Source organism: Kineosporia sp. A_224 (assembly GCF_002198655.1).
Taxonomy (GTDB): Bacteria; Actinomycetota; Actinomycetes; order Actinomycetales; family Kineosporiaceae; genus R-H-3.
Genome location: NZ_MWLN01000217.1, coordinates 20,015 through 33,199, shown reverse-complemented (window position 1 = coordinate 33,199; position 13,185 = coordinate 20,015). Strand labels below are relative to the sequence as shown.

11 protein-coding genes are annotated in these 13,185 nt (G+C 74.4%); 5 read left to right on the top strand and 6 right to left on the bottom strand.

The features are described 5' to 3' along the window. The first annotated feature begins 111 nt into the window (after positions 1-111). Together glpK and EDJALFJO_RS27850 are read left to right on the top strand one after the other, a co-directional pair. Positions 112-1,629 carry a glycerol kinase GlpK gene (gene glpK, locus EDJALFJO_RS27855; RefSeq protein ID WP_088289586.1) on the top strand — a complete coding sequence of 506 codons (1,518 nt, stop codon included), beginning with the start codon at positions 112-114 and terminating at the stop codon, positions 1,627-1,629. A gap of 262 nt (positions 1,630-1,891) precedes the next feature. Next, positions 1,892-2,857, top strand: coding sequence for a hypothetical protein (locus EDJALFJO_RS27850; RefSeq protein ID WP_088289585.1), 966 nt, complete (start codon positions 1,892-1,894; stop codon positions 2,855-2,857). Between the two features lie 15 nt (positions 2,858-2,872). Here the strand turns inward: EDJALFJO_RS27850 and EDJALFJO_RS27845 are convergent, their stop codons facing one another. The 6 genes from EDJALFJO_RS27845 to EDJALFJO_RS27820 all read right to left on the bottom strand — a co-directional run bounded on the left by EDJALFJO_RS27845 (position 2,873) and on the right by EDJALFJO_RS27820 (position 8,663). Beyond that, on the bottom strand, positions 2,873-3,703 hold the full coding sequence (locus EDJALFJO_RS27845) for an SDR family oxidoreductase (RefSeq protein WP_233150082.1): 831 nt from the start codon (positions 3,701-3,703) through the stop codon (positions 2,873-2,875). Between the two features lie 269 nt (positions 3,704-3,972). After that, entirely contained in the window at positions 3,973-4,335 is a 363-nt protein-coding gene (locus EDJALFJO_RS27840; protein ID WP_088289583.1) for a MoaD/ThiS family protein, read from the bottom strand. Next, positions 4,332-5,426 (bottom strand): sialidase family protein, encoded by a 1,095-nt coding sequence (locus tag EDJALFJO_RS27835; protein ID WP_088289582.1) that lies wholly within the window; start codon positions 5,424-5,426, stop codon positions 4,332-4,334. The genes EDJALFJO_RS27840 and EDJALFJO_RS27835 overlap by 4 nt, the downstream gene beginning before the upstream one ends. A 131-nt stretch (positions 5,427-5,557) precedes the next feature. Then, positions 5,558-7,006, bottom strand: a complete 1,449-nt coding sequence (locus EDJALFJO_RS27830) for a hypothetical protein (RefSeq protein ID WP_088289581.1) — start codon at positions 7,004-7,006, stop codon at positions 5,558-5,560. Further along, on the bottom strand, positions 7,006-7,593 hold the full coding sequence (locus EDJALFJO_RS27825; protein ID WP_233150081.1) for a SigE family RNA polymerase sigma factor: 588 nt from the start codon (positions 7,591-7,593) through the stop codon (positions 7,006-7,008). The genes EDJALFJO_RS27830 and EDJALFJO_RS27825 overlap by 1 nt, the downstream gene beginning before the upstream one ends. 113 nt (positions 7,594-7,706) lie before the next feature. Then, positions 7,707-8,663: a 2-hydroxyacid dehydrogenase gene (locus EDJALFJO_RS27820; protein ID WP_233150080.1), complete on the bottom strand. Its 957-nt coding sequence runs from the start codon at positions 8,661-8,663 to the stop codon at positions 7,707-7,709. Between the two features lie 151 nt (positions 8,664-8,814). Between EDJALFJO_RS27820 and EDJALFJO_RS27815 the strand changes: the two genes are divergently transcribed. From EDJALFJO_RS27815 to EDJALFJO_RS27805, 3 genes are all read left to right on the top strand, one after another. Further along, entirely contained in the window at positions 8,815-10,692 is a 1,878-nt protein-coding gene (locus tag EDJALFJO_RS27815) for a GMC oxidoreductase (protein WP_088289580.1), read from the top strand. A gap of 52 nt (positions 10,693-10,744) precedes the next feature. Next, the gene (locus EDJALFJO_RS27810) at positions 10,745-11,881 is read left to right on the top strand and encodes a sorbosone dehydrogenase family protein (RefSeq protein ID WP_369812584.1); all 1,137 of its coding nucleotides are present in this window, start codon (positions 10,745-10,747) and stop codon (positions 11,879-11,881) included. A 70-nt stretch (positions 11,882-11,951) separates the two neighbouring features. Next, positions 11,952-13,175: a low temperature requirement protein A gene (locus EDJALFJO_RS27805; protein WP_088289578.1), complete on the top strand. Its 1,224-nt coding sequence runs from the start codon at positions 11,952-11,954 to the stop codon at positions 13,173-13,175. Positions 13,176-13,185 lie beyond the last annotated feature (10 nt).

Here is a 13,185-nt window from a genome sequence, read left to right as displayed (position 1 = left end):
CGCCGTCCCGGCCCGCCGTCCGACCCGTTCCGCAATAGGCTCACGAGCACTCCGCTCACCGGTTCGACGTCAGCTGCTCGAGCCGACCGCCCGACCACCGAGAGGACGAGGATGTCCGACTACGTCGCCGCCATCGACCAGGGAACGACGAGCACCCGCTGCATGCTCTTCGACCGGGCCGGGACCGTCGTCTCGGTCGACCAGATGGAGCACCAGCAGATCTTCCCGCGCGCCGGGTGGGTCGAGCACGACCCGACGGAGATCTGGAACAACACCCGCGAGGTCGTCGCCGGGGCGCTCGCGAAGGCCAACGTGACCGCGACGGACATCGCCGCGGTCGGCATCACGAACCAGCGCGAGACCGCCGTCGTCTGGGACCGGACGACGGGCAAGCCGGTCTACAACGCGGTCGTCTGGCAGGACACCCGCACGCAGAAGATCTGCGACTCGCTCGGGGCGCTCGGCGGCGGGGCGGACCGCTACAAGGACACCGTCGGCCTGCCGCTCGCGACGTACTTCTCCGGGCCGAAGGTGCGCTGGATCCTCGACACCGTCGACGGCGCCCGGGAGGCGGCCGAGCGCGGCGACCTGCTCTTCGGCAACACCGACACGTGGCTGCTGTGGAACATGACCGGCGGCGTCGACGGCGGCCGGCACGTGACCGACGTGACGAACGCGTCGCGGACGATGCTCATGGACCTCGGGACGCTCGACTGGAGCGAGGACATCGCCGCCGAGATGGGCATCCCGATGTCGATGCTCCCGGAGATCAGGTCGTCGTCCGAGGAGTACGGCAAGGGCCGCCGCGGCGGGTTCCTCGAGGGCGTCCCGATCGCGGGCGACCTCGGCGACCAGCAGGCCGCGACGTTCGGCCAGGTCTGCTTCGACGTCGGGATGGCGAAGAACACCTACGGAACCGGCAACTTCCTGCTCCTCAACACCGGGACCGAGCGGGTCAAGAGCGAGAACGGCCTGCTGACGACGGTCTGCTACCGGATCGGCGACGCGGCGCCGGTCTACGCGCTCGAGGGCTCGATCGCGGTCACCGGCTCGCTCATCCAGTGGCTGCGCGACAACCTCGGCATGATCACGTCGGCGCCCGAGATCGAGACGCTCGCGCGGTCGGTCGAGGACAACGGCGGCGCGTACTTCGTGCCGGCGTTCTCGGGCCTGTTCGCGCCCTACTGGCGCTCGGACGCCCGCGGCGCGCTCGTCGGCCTGACCCGCTACGTGAACAAGGGCCACATCGCCCGGGCCGCGCTCGAGGCGACGGCGTTCCAGACCCGGGAGGTCGTCGACGCGATGCGCGCCGACTCGGGGGTCGAGCTCACCGAGCTCAAGGTGGACGGAGGCATGGTCGTCAACGAGACGCTCATGCAGTTCCAGTCGGACATCCTCGGGGTGCCGGTCGTGCGCCCGAAGGTCAACGAGACGACGGCGCTCGGCGCCGCGTACGCCGCGGGTCTGGCCGTCGGGTACTGGAGCGGCGAGGACGACCTGCGCAAGAACTGGTCCGAGGGCGGGCGCTGGGAGCCGGACATGGAGGACGGCGTCCGCGACAAGAAGTACCGGCAGTGGAAGAAGGCCGTCACCCGGACGTTCGACTGGGTGGACGACGACACGGACTGAGGGTCCGCGGTCGAGCCGCCGGCGCCCTGGTGCTGGGGTGACCGACTGAGGTGACCGAATCGATGGCCGTATGGCCGAAGGGGTTGCGACCCCTACGGTGATGCGGTCATCGGTTCGGTCATCAGCGTGTGAGCGTGAGTTCTGGCGCGGGACGTACATCGGTACGACCTCGTCCCGTCCCCCGCCCCACGGAACGTCCCACCGTCCACAGACCGCGCCGCGGCCCGCGCAGCGGGCGAACTCCTCGGGCCAGGCTTTCGGCATGGACCTTCCCGCGGCCCTCGCCGCCGTCGTCGCCGCGCAGGACGGGCTCGTGCACCGGCGTCAGCTCGACGAGCACGGAGTCAGTGCCGAGACGCTGCGCTGGGCGGTCGGTCGCCGCTGGCAGGTGGTGCTGCCCGGTGTCTTCGCGACGTTCACCGGCCGGCTCGACGCGCGGCAGCGTCTCGTCGCCGGCGCCCTGTTCGCCGGCCCGGAGGCAGCGCTGGCCGCGGCGAGCGCCGCCCGGTGGCACGGCCTGACCAGCCTGCCGAGGGCTCACCACCTGCAGTTCCTCGTACCGAGCCGGCTGGCCGCACGACGCCAGGGGCCGGTCGTGCTGCGCCGTACCGATCGGCCCGACGAGCACGCGTGGAACCGGCCCCCGCTGCAGGTCTGCTCGCCCGCCCGGGCGGTGGCGGACGCCGTCCGCGACCTGCGCAACCAGGACGAGGCCACCGCGCTCGTCGTCGAGGCGGTGCAGCGCGGGGTGCTGGGCCTGCAGGCCCTGCGCCACGAGCTCGAGGAGGGGCCGCGACGGTGGAGCCACCTGCTCCGGAACGCCGTCGCCGCCGCGGAGCTCGGCATCTGGTCGGTCCCCGAGAACGACCTCGCGCAGCTCGTGGCGCGCAGCACGTCGCTGCCTCCCATGTGGTCGAACCCGACCGTCCACGGCCCGGACGGCACCCGGCTCCCCACACCCGACGGCTGGCTCGACGACGTGGCACTGGCGATCCAGGTGCACTCGGTCCGTTGGCACGCGATGGGCTCGGACTGGGAGGGCACCGTGCAGAACGACGGGATCTACGCCGAGTACGCGGTCCCCGTCCTGGCGTTCACACCGCAGCGCATCGCGACCGACGCCCGGTGGGTCGTCGAGCGGATCGAGCGGGTGCACGCCGCTCTGCAGGACCGGGGGCGACCTCCGGTGACGGCGACGCCACGGACGCCGCTGCTGGTCCGGGGATGAGGGCCGTCCGGTCCCTCAGCCGAAGTGACCTGACTCGTAGCCGCGGCGCGCGTCCTCGTCCGCGCGGACGGCCACGACCTGGTCCGGGACCAGAAGGCGCTCCACGAGGTCCCGCAGACCCCGCGGGAGCAGGCCGGTGGCGGCACCGAGCGCTCTGACCCGCCCGGGCACGAACACCTCGAACCGCGGACGCTCGACGGTGGCCACAACAGCGGCAGCGACGTCGGCCGGTCTCAGCATCGGGACACCGCCTGGCTTCGTGCCTGCTGCCAGCGCCGTGTCGACGACGGTCGGCAGCACGACGCAGATGTCGACGCCCGTGCCGCGCAGCTCCCGGCGGACCCCCTTGAGGTAGCCGTGGATGCCGTGCTTCGTCGCCGCGTACGTGGACTCCCCCGGCGGAGACACGATGCTCGCCGCCGACGCGACGGTGAGGATGCAGCCCCGGCCACGGGCGACCATCCCGGGAGCGGCGAGCCGGACACCACGCATGGCGCCGAGGAGGTTCACGTCGACCTGACGGCGCGCGACGTGCTCCGGCTCGTCGCCGAAAGGGCCGACCCACATGACGCCCGCGTTGTTCACGAGCACGTCGAGCGGTCCGATCCTGGTCTCCACCTCGTCGAGGAACGCGCTGAACGAGGCCGTATCGGTGACGTCGAGCTCGATGCCGAGGGCCCGACCGCCCAGTCCGTGCGCCGCCGACCGGGCCGCTGCGCCGTCGAGGTCGCCGATCGCCACGGACGCGCCGGCGCGGGCGAACCGGGTCGCGGTCTCGAGGCCGATGCCGTTCGCTGCACCCGTGATCGCCACGACCAGTCCCGAGACCGACCGTCGTCGTCGCACCGCGACCTCCTTTGTCCAGCGCACCATCGCCCCGGTGCCACGCCCGACCGTCCGGCCCTGCTGTGCGAACGCGTGCGCTCGTCGGCGCAGTCTGGCGGAGAGGCTGCACGAGGGAAAGCCCGGCTCCCGAACCGCGGGGCCCTCGTGCGCCCGAACTGATCACCGAGCCGATGACCGAGCCGATGACCGAATGACCGAACGGGGTCCTACCCCTGCGGTGATGCAGTCATCGGTTCGGTCACGCACGAACGGACCGCCGGACCCGCCCGTCAGCCGCCCGCGATGTTCGGCAGCACGACGACCTCGGCGCCGTCCGGCACCGGGGTGTCCTGGCCGAGCAGCGCACGGCAGTCGTCGCCGGCGACGAAGACGTTGACGTGCCGGCGCAGCGTGCCGCGTTCGTCGCGCAGGCGGCGCTCGAGGCGGGGGTGGGCCGCGGCGAGGGCGTCGAGGACGTTCCCGACCGTCACCGCGGCCGCACCGGCCGGAGCCGTCGGGACGGAGACCGTCACCGTCGAGCGGCCGTCCGCCTCGTCGCGCAGGGCGGCGGGGAGCACGACGACGACGGACCGCTCCGGCGGCGGCCCAGCACCGGTCGACCCTTGCACCGCAACGGGTCCGGGGTCCGTCATGCCACCACCGCGGCCCGCACCGAGAGGATGTCGGGCAGGTGCGTGGCGACCTCGACGAAGGTCGTGCCCTCGTCGGTGCTCGCCCAGACGCAGCCGTCGCGGGTGCCGAAGGTGAGCAGCGGCGCGGCGTCGTCGCCGGTACCGACGACGTCGGCGGCGTCGCGCAGCACCGAGGTCCACGACCCGTCGGGCAGGTCGGTGCCGACCTCGGACCAGGTGCGGCCGCCGTCCCGGGTGCGGTGCAGGCGCAGCCGGCCGCCGGGCGGGACCCGCCGGCCGTCCGCCTCGAGCGGGAGCACCCACACCGTGCCGGAGCGCTGCGGGTGGGCGAGCATGACGAAGCCGAAGTCGCTCGGCAGGCCATCGGCGATGGACGTCCACGTCGCCCCCGCGTCGTCCGAGCGGTAGACGCCGTGGTGGTTCTGCGCGTAGAGCACGGCCGGGCCGGCGGCGTCGGCGGCGACCTTGTGCACGCACTGGCCGTACTCCGGGTAGGGGTCGGGCAGGAAGTACGCCGAGATGCCCTTGTTGCTCGGGAGCCAGGTGCCGCCGCCGTCGCGGGTGACGTAGACGCCGCCGCTGCTCATCGCGACGAGCACCCGGCCGTCGTCCTGCGGGTCGGTGACGACGGTGTGGACGGCGGCCCCACCGAAGCCGGGCGCCCACGGCCGGTGCGGGTGGTCCCACAGGCCGCGGACGAGCGAGAACGTCTCGCCCGCGTCGTCGCTGCGCCAGAGCGAGGTCGGCTCGCACCCGGCCCAGACGACGCCCGGCCGCGCCGGGTCGCCCTGGAGCTGCCAGACCCGCTCGAGCGCCGTTTCGGTGTCGTCCGGGAACACGACGGAACCGGCCTCCGCCTCGGCCCAGGTCTCCCCCAGGTCGTCGGAGTGCGAGACGCCCGGCCCCCAGTGCTCGCTGCGGACGCCGGCCAGCAGCCGGGGCGCACCACCCCCGCCGGGCGCGGCGACGAAGCCGACCGCCGCCACCTCCTGCATGAGGAACTGCGGGCCCTCGACCTTCCAGGCCGCGCCGTCCGCGCTGCGGGCGAGGAAGAGCCCCTTGCGGGTTCCGATGGCGAGTACGAGTGTCATGGGTCACATCCAAGTCCTGGGTACCGACAGATCGCCAGAGCGACGGGCCGGGAGAAGCCCCGACCGGTCGCTCGTGTGCACCCTGTGACCGCCTCAGCGCCCCGGACTCACCGGCCGCCCCGATCCCGGGGTCACGGCGTCGTCGGCGGCTGCAGGCCGGCGCCGGCGGCGTCGGGCTGCACGACCTTCGTCGTGGCGACCGTCGCCCCGTCGCCGTCGAGGAACCGCACGGACTGCGCGCCCTCGAGGGTGAGGACCCCCGGGCCACCGCCGGGCAGGTCCACCCGGTGCGTCGCGCCGTCCGTCGTCGTCACCTGCGCCGCCACGGCGTCTGACGGCCCGACGAGCACGACGTGCTGCGGCCCGTTCGTCGTGTACGCGCCGTCGGCGAGCGCCACCGCCTCCTGGAACACCCAGGCCAACGCGGGGGTGGCGGCCGCCCCGTAGGTCGTCACCGCGACCGGCTGGCCGAAACCACCCTGCATCACGGCCGTGTACACGTCCTGGACGGCGACGAGCACCCGCCCGCCGGACGGCGCCGTGACCTCGACGACGTCGAGCGTCGTCCCGTCCACGGTCCCGCTCCAGACGAGCCGGCGCTTCGACGTCGTGACATCCAACGCCGATGCGTACTGCGCCGCGGCGAGCGACCCGGCGAGCCGCTCGGCCGCTGGCGCCGACGACACCACCCGTGCAGGCACGGACCCGGTGCGCACGGCGGGAGTCGCGCCTCGGACGAGCACCGCCTGCTCGGCGTCCGACTCTCCGCCCCACCCGCGTTCGCCGACGGCGACGACGTCCCGCCCCGCGGTCCGCAGGAACACCCGTCCGGACCCGGCAGGCAGGACCAGCTCCCAGACACCCGGCTCGGTCGCCCGGACGGGGGCAGCGGGCCACGACACCGTGCCGTCGGCGGCGATCCTGACCGGCCCGACCTGCTCGACGTCCCGCGCCGGGCCGAGCACGAGCGCCGCGCCCCTCGTCGTCGGGCCGGCCGGGACGCTGCCCGGGCCGAACGTCTCCGACACGAGGTCCTGCGGTCCGTCGCTGCGGCCCTGCTCCATCGCCGCCACCGCGGCACCCTTCTCCCCGAGGTACCAGAGCTGTGCGCGTGCCTCGATCGCGCCCCACCGCAGCGGCGTCTCGACGACCGCGACCCGGAAGTCCCCGAGGTCCCCGGCGTAGATGACGTCGACCCGGTCCGCAGACGGCGCGCGCCAGCGCTCGCCGCCGGACTCGGCCTGGTCGAACGTCGCGACCTTCTCGCGCAGCGCCCTCAGCCAGGCCGCGTCCCCGGCGAGGGACCCCCGCGTCGGGCCGTTCGCGAGTGCCGAGGCTGCGGGCGACGTGATGGGGACGACGGGCGCCCAGGACGGCACCGGCACGACCCCGAGCTGGACGGCGGCCAGCACCGCCGCCACGCCGCCGAGGGCCCCCAGCCCCTTGCCCGCCCGGGCCACCCGGCGACGGCGCCGCACCCGGCGCAGCCCGCGGTCGATCTGCGCCCGGTCCGGCGGCCGGCTGGACACCCGGTCGGCGACGTCGCCGAGCACCTCACGGACCATCGTCAGCTCGTCCATCACCGCTCCTCGTTCGTCATCGGGTCGGGCGTCCGCGGGCCGGCAGCACCCGGCAGCCCGACGGCCTCGCGCAGCGCCGACCGCCCGGCGAGCCGGTCGACGGCCCGCGACAGCTGGCTCTTCACCGCCCCGGTCGAGCAGCCGAGCAGGGCGGCCGTCTCGGCCTCCGACAGGTCCTCCCAGACCCGCAGGACGACGACCGCCCGCATCCGCGGCGGCAGCGAGCGCAGCTCGCGCCAGACCGCCTCCCGCGCTGCCGACGCCTCGGTCGGGTCCGGCGCGGGCGCCTCGACCCGGCTCGTCAGCTCGGCCTCGCGCACCCGGCGCCGCAGCATCCGGCCGCGGGACACCGCACGCCGCGCGATCGCCGTCCGGACGTAGACCTCCGGCCGCTCCGCCCGGACGTGCCGCCAGCGCCGCCAGGTGCCCTCGAGGGCCACCTGGACGAGATCCTCGGCGTGCCCGAGGTCGCCCGTCAGCAGGTACGCGTACCGGACCAGCGCCGACCAGCGCGACTGGACGAACGCATGGAAGTCACCGTCGTCCGCGCCCTCGACGTCCACGTCGGGCACCACCTCGGCCGCCACGTCGGGCACCGCCCACCCCCACCGCGTACCTCACCCGGACCGCCGGCCGGACGGGCCCGCCGTCCGGGCCCACCTCTCAAGACGCCGACCCGCCGCAGCACGTTGAGACGACTTCAGCGCGGCGGACCACCCACGACGTTCGCGAGCGGCTCCCCGGCGGCCCACCGCTCGAGCTGGGCGCGCAGCAGCTTCCTCGCCCGGGGCGGGAAGGCCGCCGTGTCGCCGCCGACGTGCGGGCTGATGAGGACGCCGGGCAGCCGCCACAGCGGGTGGTCGGCGGGCAGCGGCTCGGGGTCGGTGACGTCGAGCGCCGCCGCGATCCGGCCCGTCGACACCTCGGCGACGAGCGCGTCGGTGTCGACGACGCCGCCCCGTGCGACGTTGACGAGCAGCGCGCCGTCCGGCATCGCCGCGAGGAACGCCCCGTCGACGAGCCCGCGCGTGGAGTCGTTGAGCGGCACGACGAGGACGACGACGTCGTGGTCGGGCAGCAGCGCCGGCAGCTCGTCGACGCCGTGGACGTGCCCGCGGTCGTCGTCCCGGGCCCGGCTCGCGACCCGGGTCAGGTGCACCTCGAACGGCGCGAACCGGTCGACGACCGCGCTGCCGACGCTGCCGGTGCCGATGACGAGCACCCGCCGGTCGGCGAGCGCGGGCCGGTAGCCGGACAGCCACTCCCCGCGGACCTGGGCGCGGGCGAAGTCGCCGATCCCGCGCAGCGCCGCGATCGCGAGGCCGACGGCGAGCTCGGCCGTCGAGGCGTCGTGGACGCCCGCCGCGTTGCAGAGGGTCACGCCGTCCGGCAGGTGCGCGAGCACGTTGTCGTAGCCGGCGGTGAGCGTCTGGACGACCTCGAGCCCCTCGATGGACGCCAGCCGCGGGATCGCGCGCGAGGAGTCGAGGTACGGCAGGACGACGAGCGACGGCGCCCGGTCGTCGAGCCCGTCCGGCAGGTCACCCTCGACCGGCCACAGGACGACGTCGAGCGGGGCCTGCCCGTCGGGCCACAGCCCTTCCCACCGCTCGTCGGGGACGGTCACGACCTTGCGGGCATCGCTGGCATCAGGCACCGCCGCAGGCTACCGAGCCGGGCGGACGACGCGCCCCCGGCCCGCCACCGACCCGGACGGCGGCTTGACAGCGTGCTTGACAGAGAATCTGTTTCTGTAAAGTTACTGCCGAGTATTGAGTCAACACCCGTTGGTGTAGTGCAATGCGTCCATGACCCTCGCGCACGACCACGACCACGACGTCGTCGTCATCGGCTCCGGGTTCGGGGGCAGCGTCAGCGCGCTGCGCCTGGCCGAGAAGGGCTACGACGTCCTCGTCCTGGAGTCCGGGCGCCGCTTCGAGGACGCCGACTTCGCCAAGACGTCCTGGGACGTCCGCAAGTACCTGTGGGCGCCGAGGCTGGGGTGCACCGGGATCCAGCGGATCCACCTGCTGCGCGACGTCCTCATCCTCGCCGGGGCCGGCGTCGGCGGCGGTTCGCTCGTCTACGCGAACACCCTCTACGAGCCCCCGGCGCCGTTCTTCACCGACCCGCAGTGGGCCGACGTCACCGACTGGCACGCCGAGCTGCGGCCGCACTACGCCGTCGCGAAGCGGATGCTCGGCGTCGTCGAGGAGAACCCGGTGTGGGGCCCGGTCGAGGAGATGATGAAGGAGACCGCCGAGGCGATGGGCCGCGGCCACACCTTCCGCAAGACACCCGTCGGCGTCTTCTTCGGCCGGGACGACGCGCAGGAGCCGGACGTCACCGTGCCCGACCCGTACTTCGGCGGGGCCGGACCGGCCCGGACCGGCTGCACCGAGTGCGGCAACTGCATGGTCGGCTGCCGGGTCGGCGCGAAGAACACCCTCGTGAAGAACTACCTCGCCCTCGCCGAGGGCCTCGGCGTCCGGGTCGAGGCGCTGCGCACGGTCGTCGACGTCTGCCCGGTCGACCCCCGCGACCCGGCCGCCGGCTGGCGGGTGACGAGCGAGCGCACCGGCGCGTGGGTCCGCAAGGACCGGCGCACGGTGACGTGCGCGCAGGTCGTCGTCTCGGCCGGGACCTGGGGCACGCAGACCCTGCTGCACAACCTCAAGCAGGACGGCACGCTGCCTGCGATCTCCGACCGGCTCGGCACCCTGACCCGCACGAACAGCGAGGCGCTGCTCGGCACGATGACCCGCTGGGTGCCGAAGGAGGACCTCACCCGGGGTCTGGCGATCACGGCGTCCTTCCACCCGGACGACAGCACTCACGTCGAGAACTGCCGCTACGGCAAGGGGTCCAACACCATGGGCGCCCTCGTCATGCTCATGGCGGACGGCGGCCCGCCCGACGCGGCGGACCCCGGCAAGCGCTCGTTCCGCTGGCGCGGGCTGCTCGCCGAGCTGCGCCGGAACCCGTTCGTCGTCCGTTTCCTCCTGCCGCCGCTGGCCTGGAAGTTCTCCCAGCGCGCGATCATCGGCCTCGTCATGCAGCCGGTCGACAACTCGATCACGGTCAAGCCGGCGAAGCGGCGGCTCGGCCGCGGCTGGCGGCTGTCGTCCGGCCCGGGCCACGGGACGCCGAGCCCGCGCTGGATCCCGACCGGGCACCGGACGATGCGCATCCTCGGCGGGATCCTCTCCGCCCGGACCGGGATGGCGACCGCGACCGGCGCCCCGATGACCGACCTCGTCGACATCCCCATGACGGCGCACTTCATCGGCGGCTGCGCGATCGGCTCGACCCCCGAGCGCGGCGTCCTCGACCCGTACCAGCGGGTCTGGGGCTACCCGACGCTGCACGTCGTCGACGGCTCGGCGCTGTCGGCGAACCTCGGCGTCAACCCGTCGCTGAGCATCACGGCGATGTCCGAGCGGGCGATGTCGCTGTGGCCGCGCAAGGGCGATGCCGACCCGCGGCCGGAGCAGGCCCAGGGCTACGCCAGGCTCGAGCCCGTCCCCGCGCTGCGCGAGGCCGTGCCCGCGAGCGTGCGCGAGCGCTGGCGGCTCGACCTGCAGCCGGCCGACCCGCAGCCGGCCGGGTCCGGGTCGGGCGGGTCTCGGCGCGCGGACCCGGTGGCCGCCGTCGTACCGTCGAACGGTGCCTCAGCCGACCACTGACCAGTCCGGACGCCGCCCCGCGCGGCCCGCGTCCGCCGTCCCCGCGCGGGCCCTGGCCCCTGCCCTCGCCCTGACGCTGGCCCTCGCCGGCTGCTCGGGGGCGTCGTCCGGCGGGTCCGATCCGGGGTCGGCCCCCGCGCCGTCCCCGACGGCGACGTCCACCGCCCCGGCGCCCGCGCCGTCCGCGGCCGGCGAACCGGCGGTGCCGGTGCTCGCCGGGGACGTCGCCACCGGGCTGTCCGTGCCGTGGGGCGTCGCGTTCCTCGCCGACGGCTCGGCCCTCGTCGCCGAGCGCACGACGGGGGACGTCGTCCGCGTCCGGCCGGGCGCGGCCCCGGTCGCCGTCGGCCGGGTGCCCGGCGTCGCCGACCTCGGCGAGGGCGGGCTGCTGGGGCTGGCGCTCGCCCCCGGCGACGAGAAGACGCTCTACGCCTACCTGACGACCCGGGACGACAACCGGATCGTCGCGATGGCCCTCGACCCCGACCCGCGCGAGGCGGGCCGCGGCCTCGGCGCACCCCGCGTGCTGCTGTCCGGCATCACGAACGCCGGGCGGCACAACGGCGGGCGGATCGTCGTCGGCCCCGACGGCATGCTGTGGGCCGGGGTGGGCGACGCGGGCGACACCTCGCTCTCCCAGCGCCGGGACTCCCTCAGCGGGAAGATCCTGCGGATCGCGCTCGACGGCTCGGTGCCGGCCGACAACCCGTTCCCCGGGTCGCCGGTCTGGTCGCTCGGGCACCGCAACGTCCAGGGCCTCGCCTTCGACTCCGCGGGCCGGCTCTGGGCGACCGAGTTCGGCCAGAACACCTGGGACGAGCTCAACCTCGTCGAGAAGGGCCGCAACTACGGCTGGCCCGAGGTCGAGGGCAAGGAGGGCAGGGCCGGGTTCGTCGACCCGCAGGTCGTCTGGCGCACCTCGGACGCGTCCCCGAGCGGCCTGGCGATCGTCGACGACGTCGCCTACGTCGCCGCACTGCGCGGAGCCAAGGTCTGGGTCGTGCCGCTGACGGACGGCCGGGCCGGCGAACCCGTCGCGGCCCTCGACGGCGTGCTCGGCCGGATCCGCACCGTCGAGAAGGCGCCCGACGGCACCCTGTGGCTCACGACGTCCAACACCGACGGCCGCGGCGACCCGAAGGCCGGCGACGACCGCGTCGTCCGCGCGACGCTCACGCAGGCCGGCTGACCCGTCCGCGCCCGGCGCGTCGCGCGGTTCCGGTGGAAGACCGGGGGCCTGTCGTGATGTTGTCCTGCCCATGGCCGACGCACGCACCGGGCGCCCGCGCACGACGGACGCCACCCACAAGGTCACGACGCTGGAGCTGTTCTTCGACCTCGTCTTCGTCTTCGCGCTGACCCAGGTCACCGCGCTGCTCGCGGGCTCCCCGGACGCCGAGGGGGCGCTGCGCGGGGTGCTCGTCCTGGGCATCCTCTGGTGGTCCTGGACCGGGTTCGCCTGGCTCGGGAACGTCGTGCGGGCCGACGAGGGCGGCGTCCGGATCGCGCTCGTCGCCGTCATGGGCGCCATGCTCGTCGCGAGCATGGCGATCCCCGAGGCGTTCTCGGACAGCGGGGACGCCACCCTCTCCGGGCCGCTCGTCTTCGCCGCCGCCTACTTCGCGGTCCGGGCGCTCCACGTGCTGCTGTTCGCCCTGGTGTCCCGGGACGACCCCGCGCTGCGGGCCACCGTCGTCCGGTTCACCGTGCCGTTCGCCGTCGGCACCGGCACCCTCGTCGCCGCGTCGTTCACCTCCGGCGCGCTCCAGACGACCCTGTGGGCCCTCGCGCTCGGCCTGGACTACCTGCTCGTCTACCTCATCGGCCCCGGCGGCTGGCGGGTGGACTCCCCCGGGCACTTCACCGAGCGGCACGGGCTCGTCATCATCATCGCGCTCGGCGAGTCGATCGTCGCGATCGGCGTCGGTGCGGGCGGTCTCCCCCTCACGTGGCCGATCGTCATCGGGGCCAACCTCGCCCTCGTCGTGCTCGTCAGCCTGTGGTGGATGTACTTCGACGTCGTCGCGCTCGTCGCCGAGCGCCGGCTGGCGGCCGCCGAGGGCGTCGAGCGGGTCGCACTGGCCCGGGACTCGTACACCTACCTGCACTTCCCGATGGTCGTCGGCATCGTCTTCCTCGCCCTCGGTCTCAAGAAGGCCCTCGGCTACGTCGGCGAGGACGCCGGCAAGGGTCTCGAGGTGCTCACCGGCGGCAAGGGCCTGCACGGCATGCCACTCTGGTCGCTCTACGGCGGGGTGGCGCTGTACCTGCTCGCGCACGTCGCGTTCAGGCTGCGCAACATCGGCTCGCTGAACCGGCAGCGACTGGCGCTCGCCGCCCTGCTGCTGGCGCTCGTGCCCGTCGTCGGGGGGCTGTCGGCGACGCTCCAGGTCGCCGTCCTCGCCCTCGGGGTCCTCGTCGTCGTCGGCTACGAGACCCTGTGGTTCCGCGAGTGGCGGGAGGCCGTGCGTCACGAGGGCTGACCGGGCCCGC

What these genes read in the sequence shown, in the direction of transcription:
- EDJALFJO_RS27840 (WP_088289583.1), bottom strand. Translation starts at nt 4,335, where the DNA reads ATGACGGACCCCGGACCCGTTGCGGTGCAAGGGTCGACCGGTGCTGGG.
- glpK (WP_088289586.1), top strand. Translation starts at nt 112, where the DNA reads ATGTCCGACTACGTCGCCGCCATCGACCAGGGAACGACGAGCACCCGC.
- EDJALFJO_RS27835 (WP_088289582.1), bottom strand. Translation starts at nt 5,426, where the DNA reads ATGACACTCGTACTCGCCATCGGAACCCGCAAGGGGCTCTTCCTCGCC.
- EDJALFJO_RS27805 (WP_088289578.1), top strand. Translation starts at nt 11,952, where the DNA reads ATGGCCGACGCACGCACCGGGCGCCCGCGCACGACGGACGCCACCCAC.
- EDJALFJO_RS27815 (WP_088289580.1), top strand. Translation starts at nt 8,815, where the DNA reads ATGACCCTCGCGCACGACCACGACCACGACGTCGTCGTCATCGGCTCC.
- EDJALFJO_RS27830 (WP_088289581.1), bottom strand. Translation starts at nt 7,006, where the DNA reads ATGGACGAGCTGACGATGGTCCGTGAGGTGCTCGGCGACGTCGCCGAC.
- EDJALFJO_RS27850 (WP_088289585.1), top strand. Translation starts at nt 1,892, where the DNA reads ATGGACCTTCCCGCGGCCCTCGCCGCCGTCGTCGCCGCGCAGGACGGG.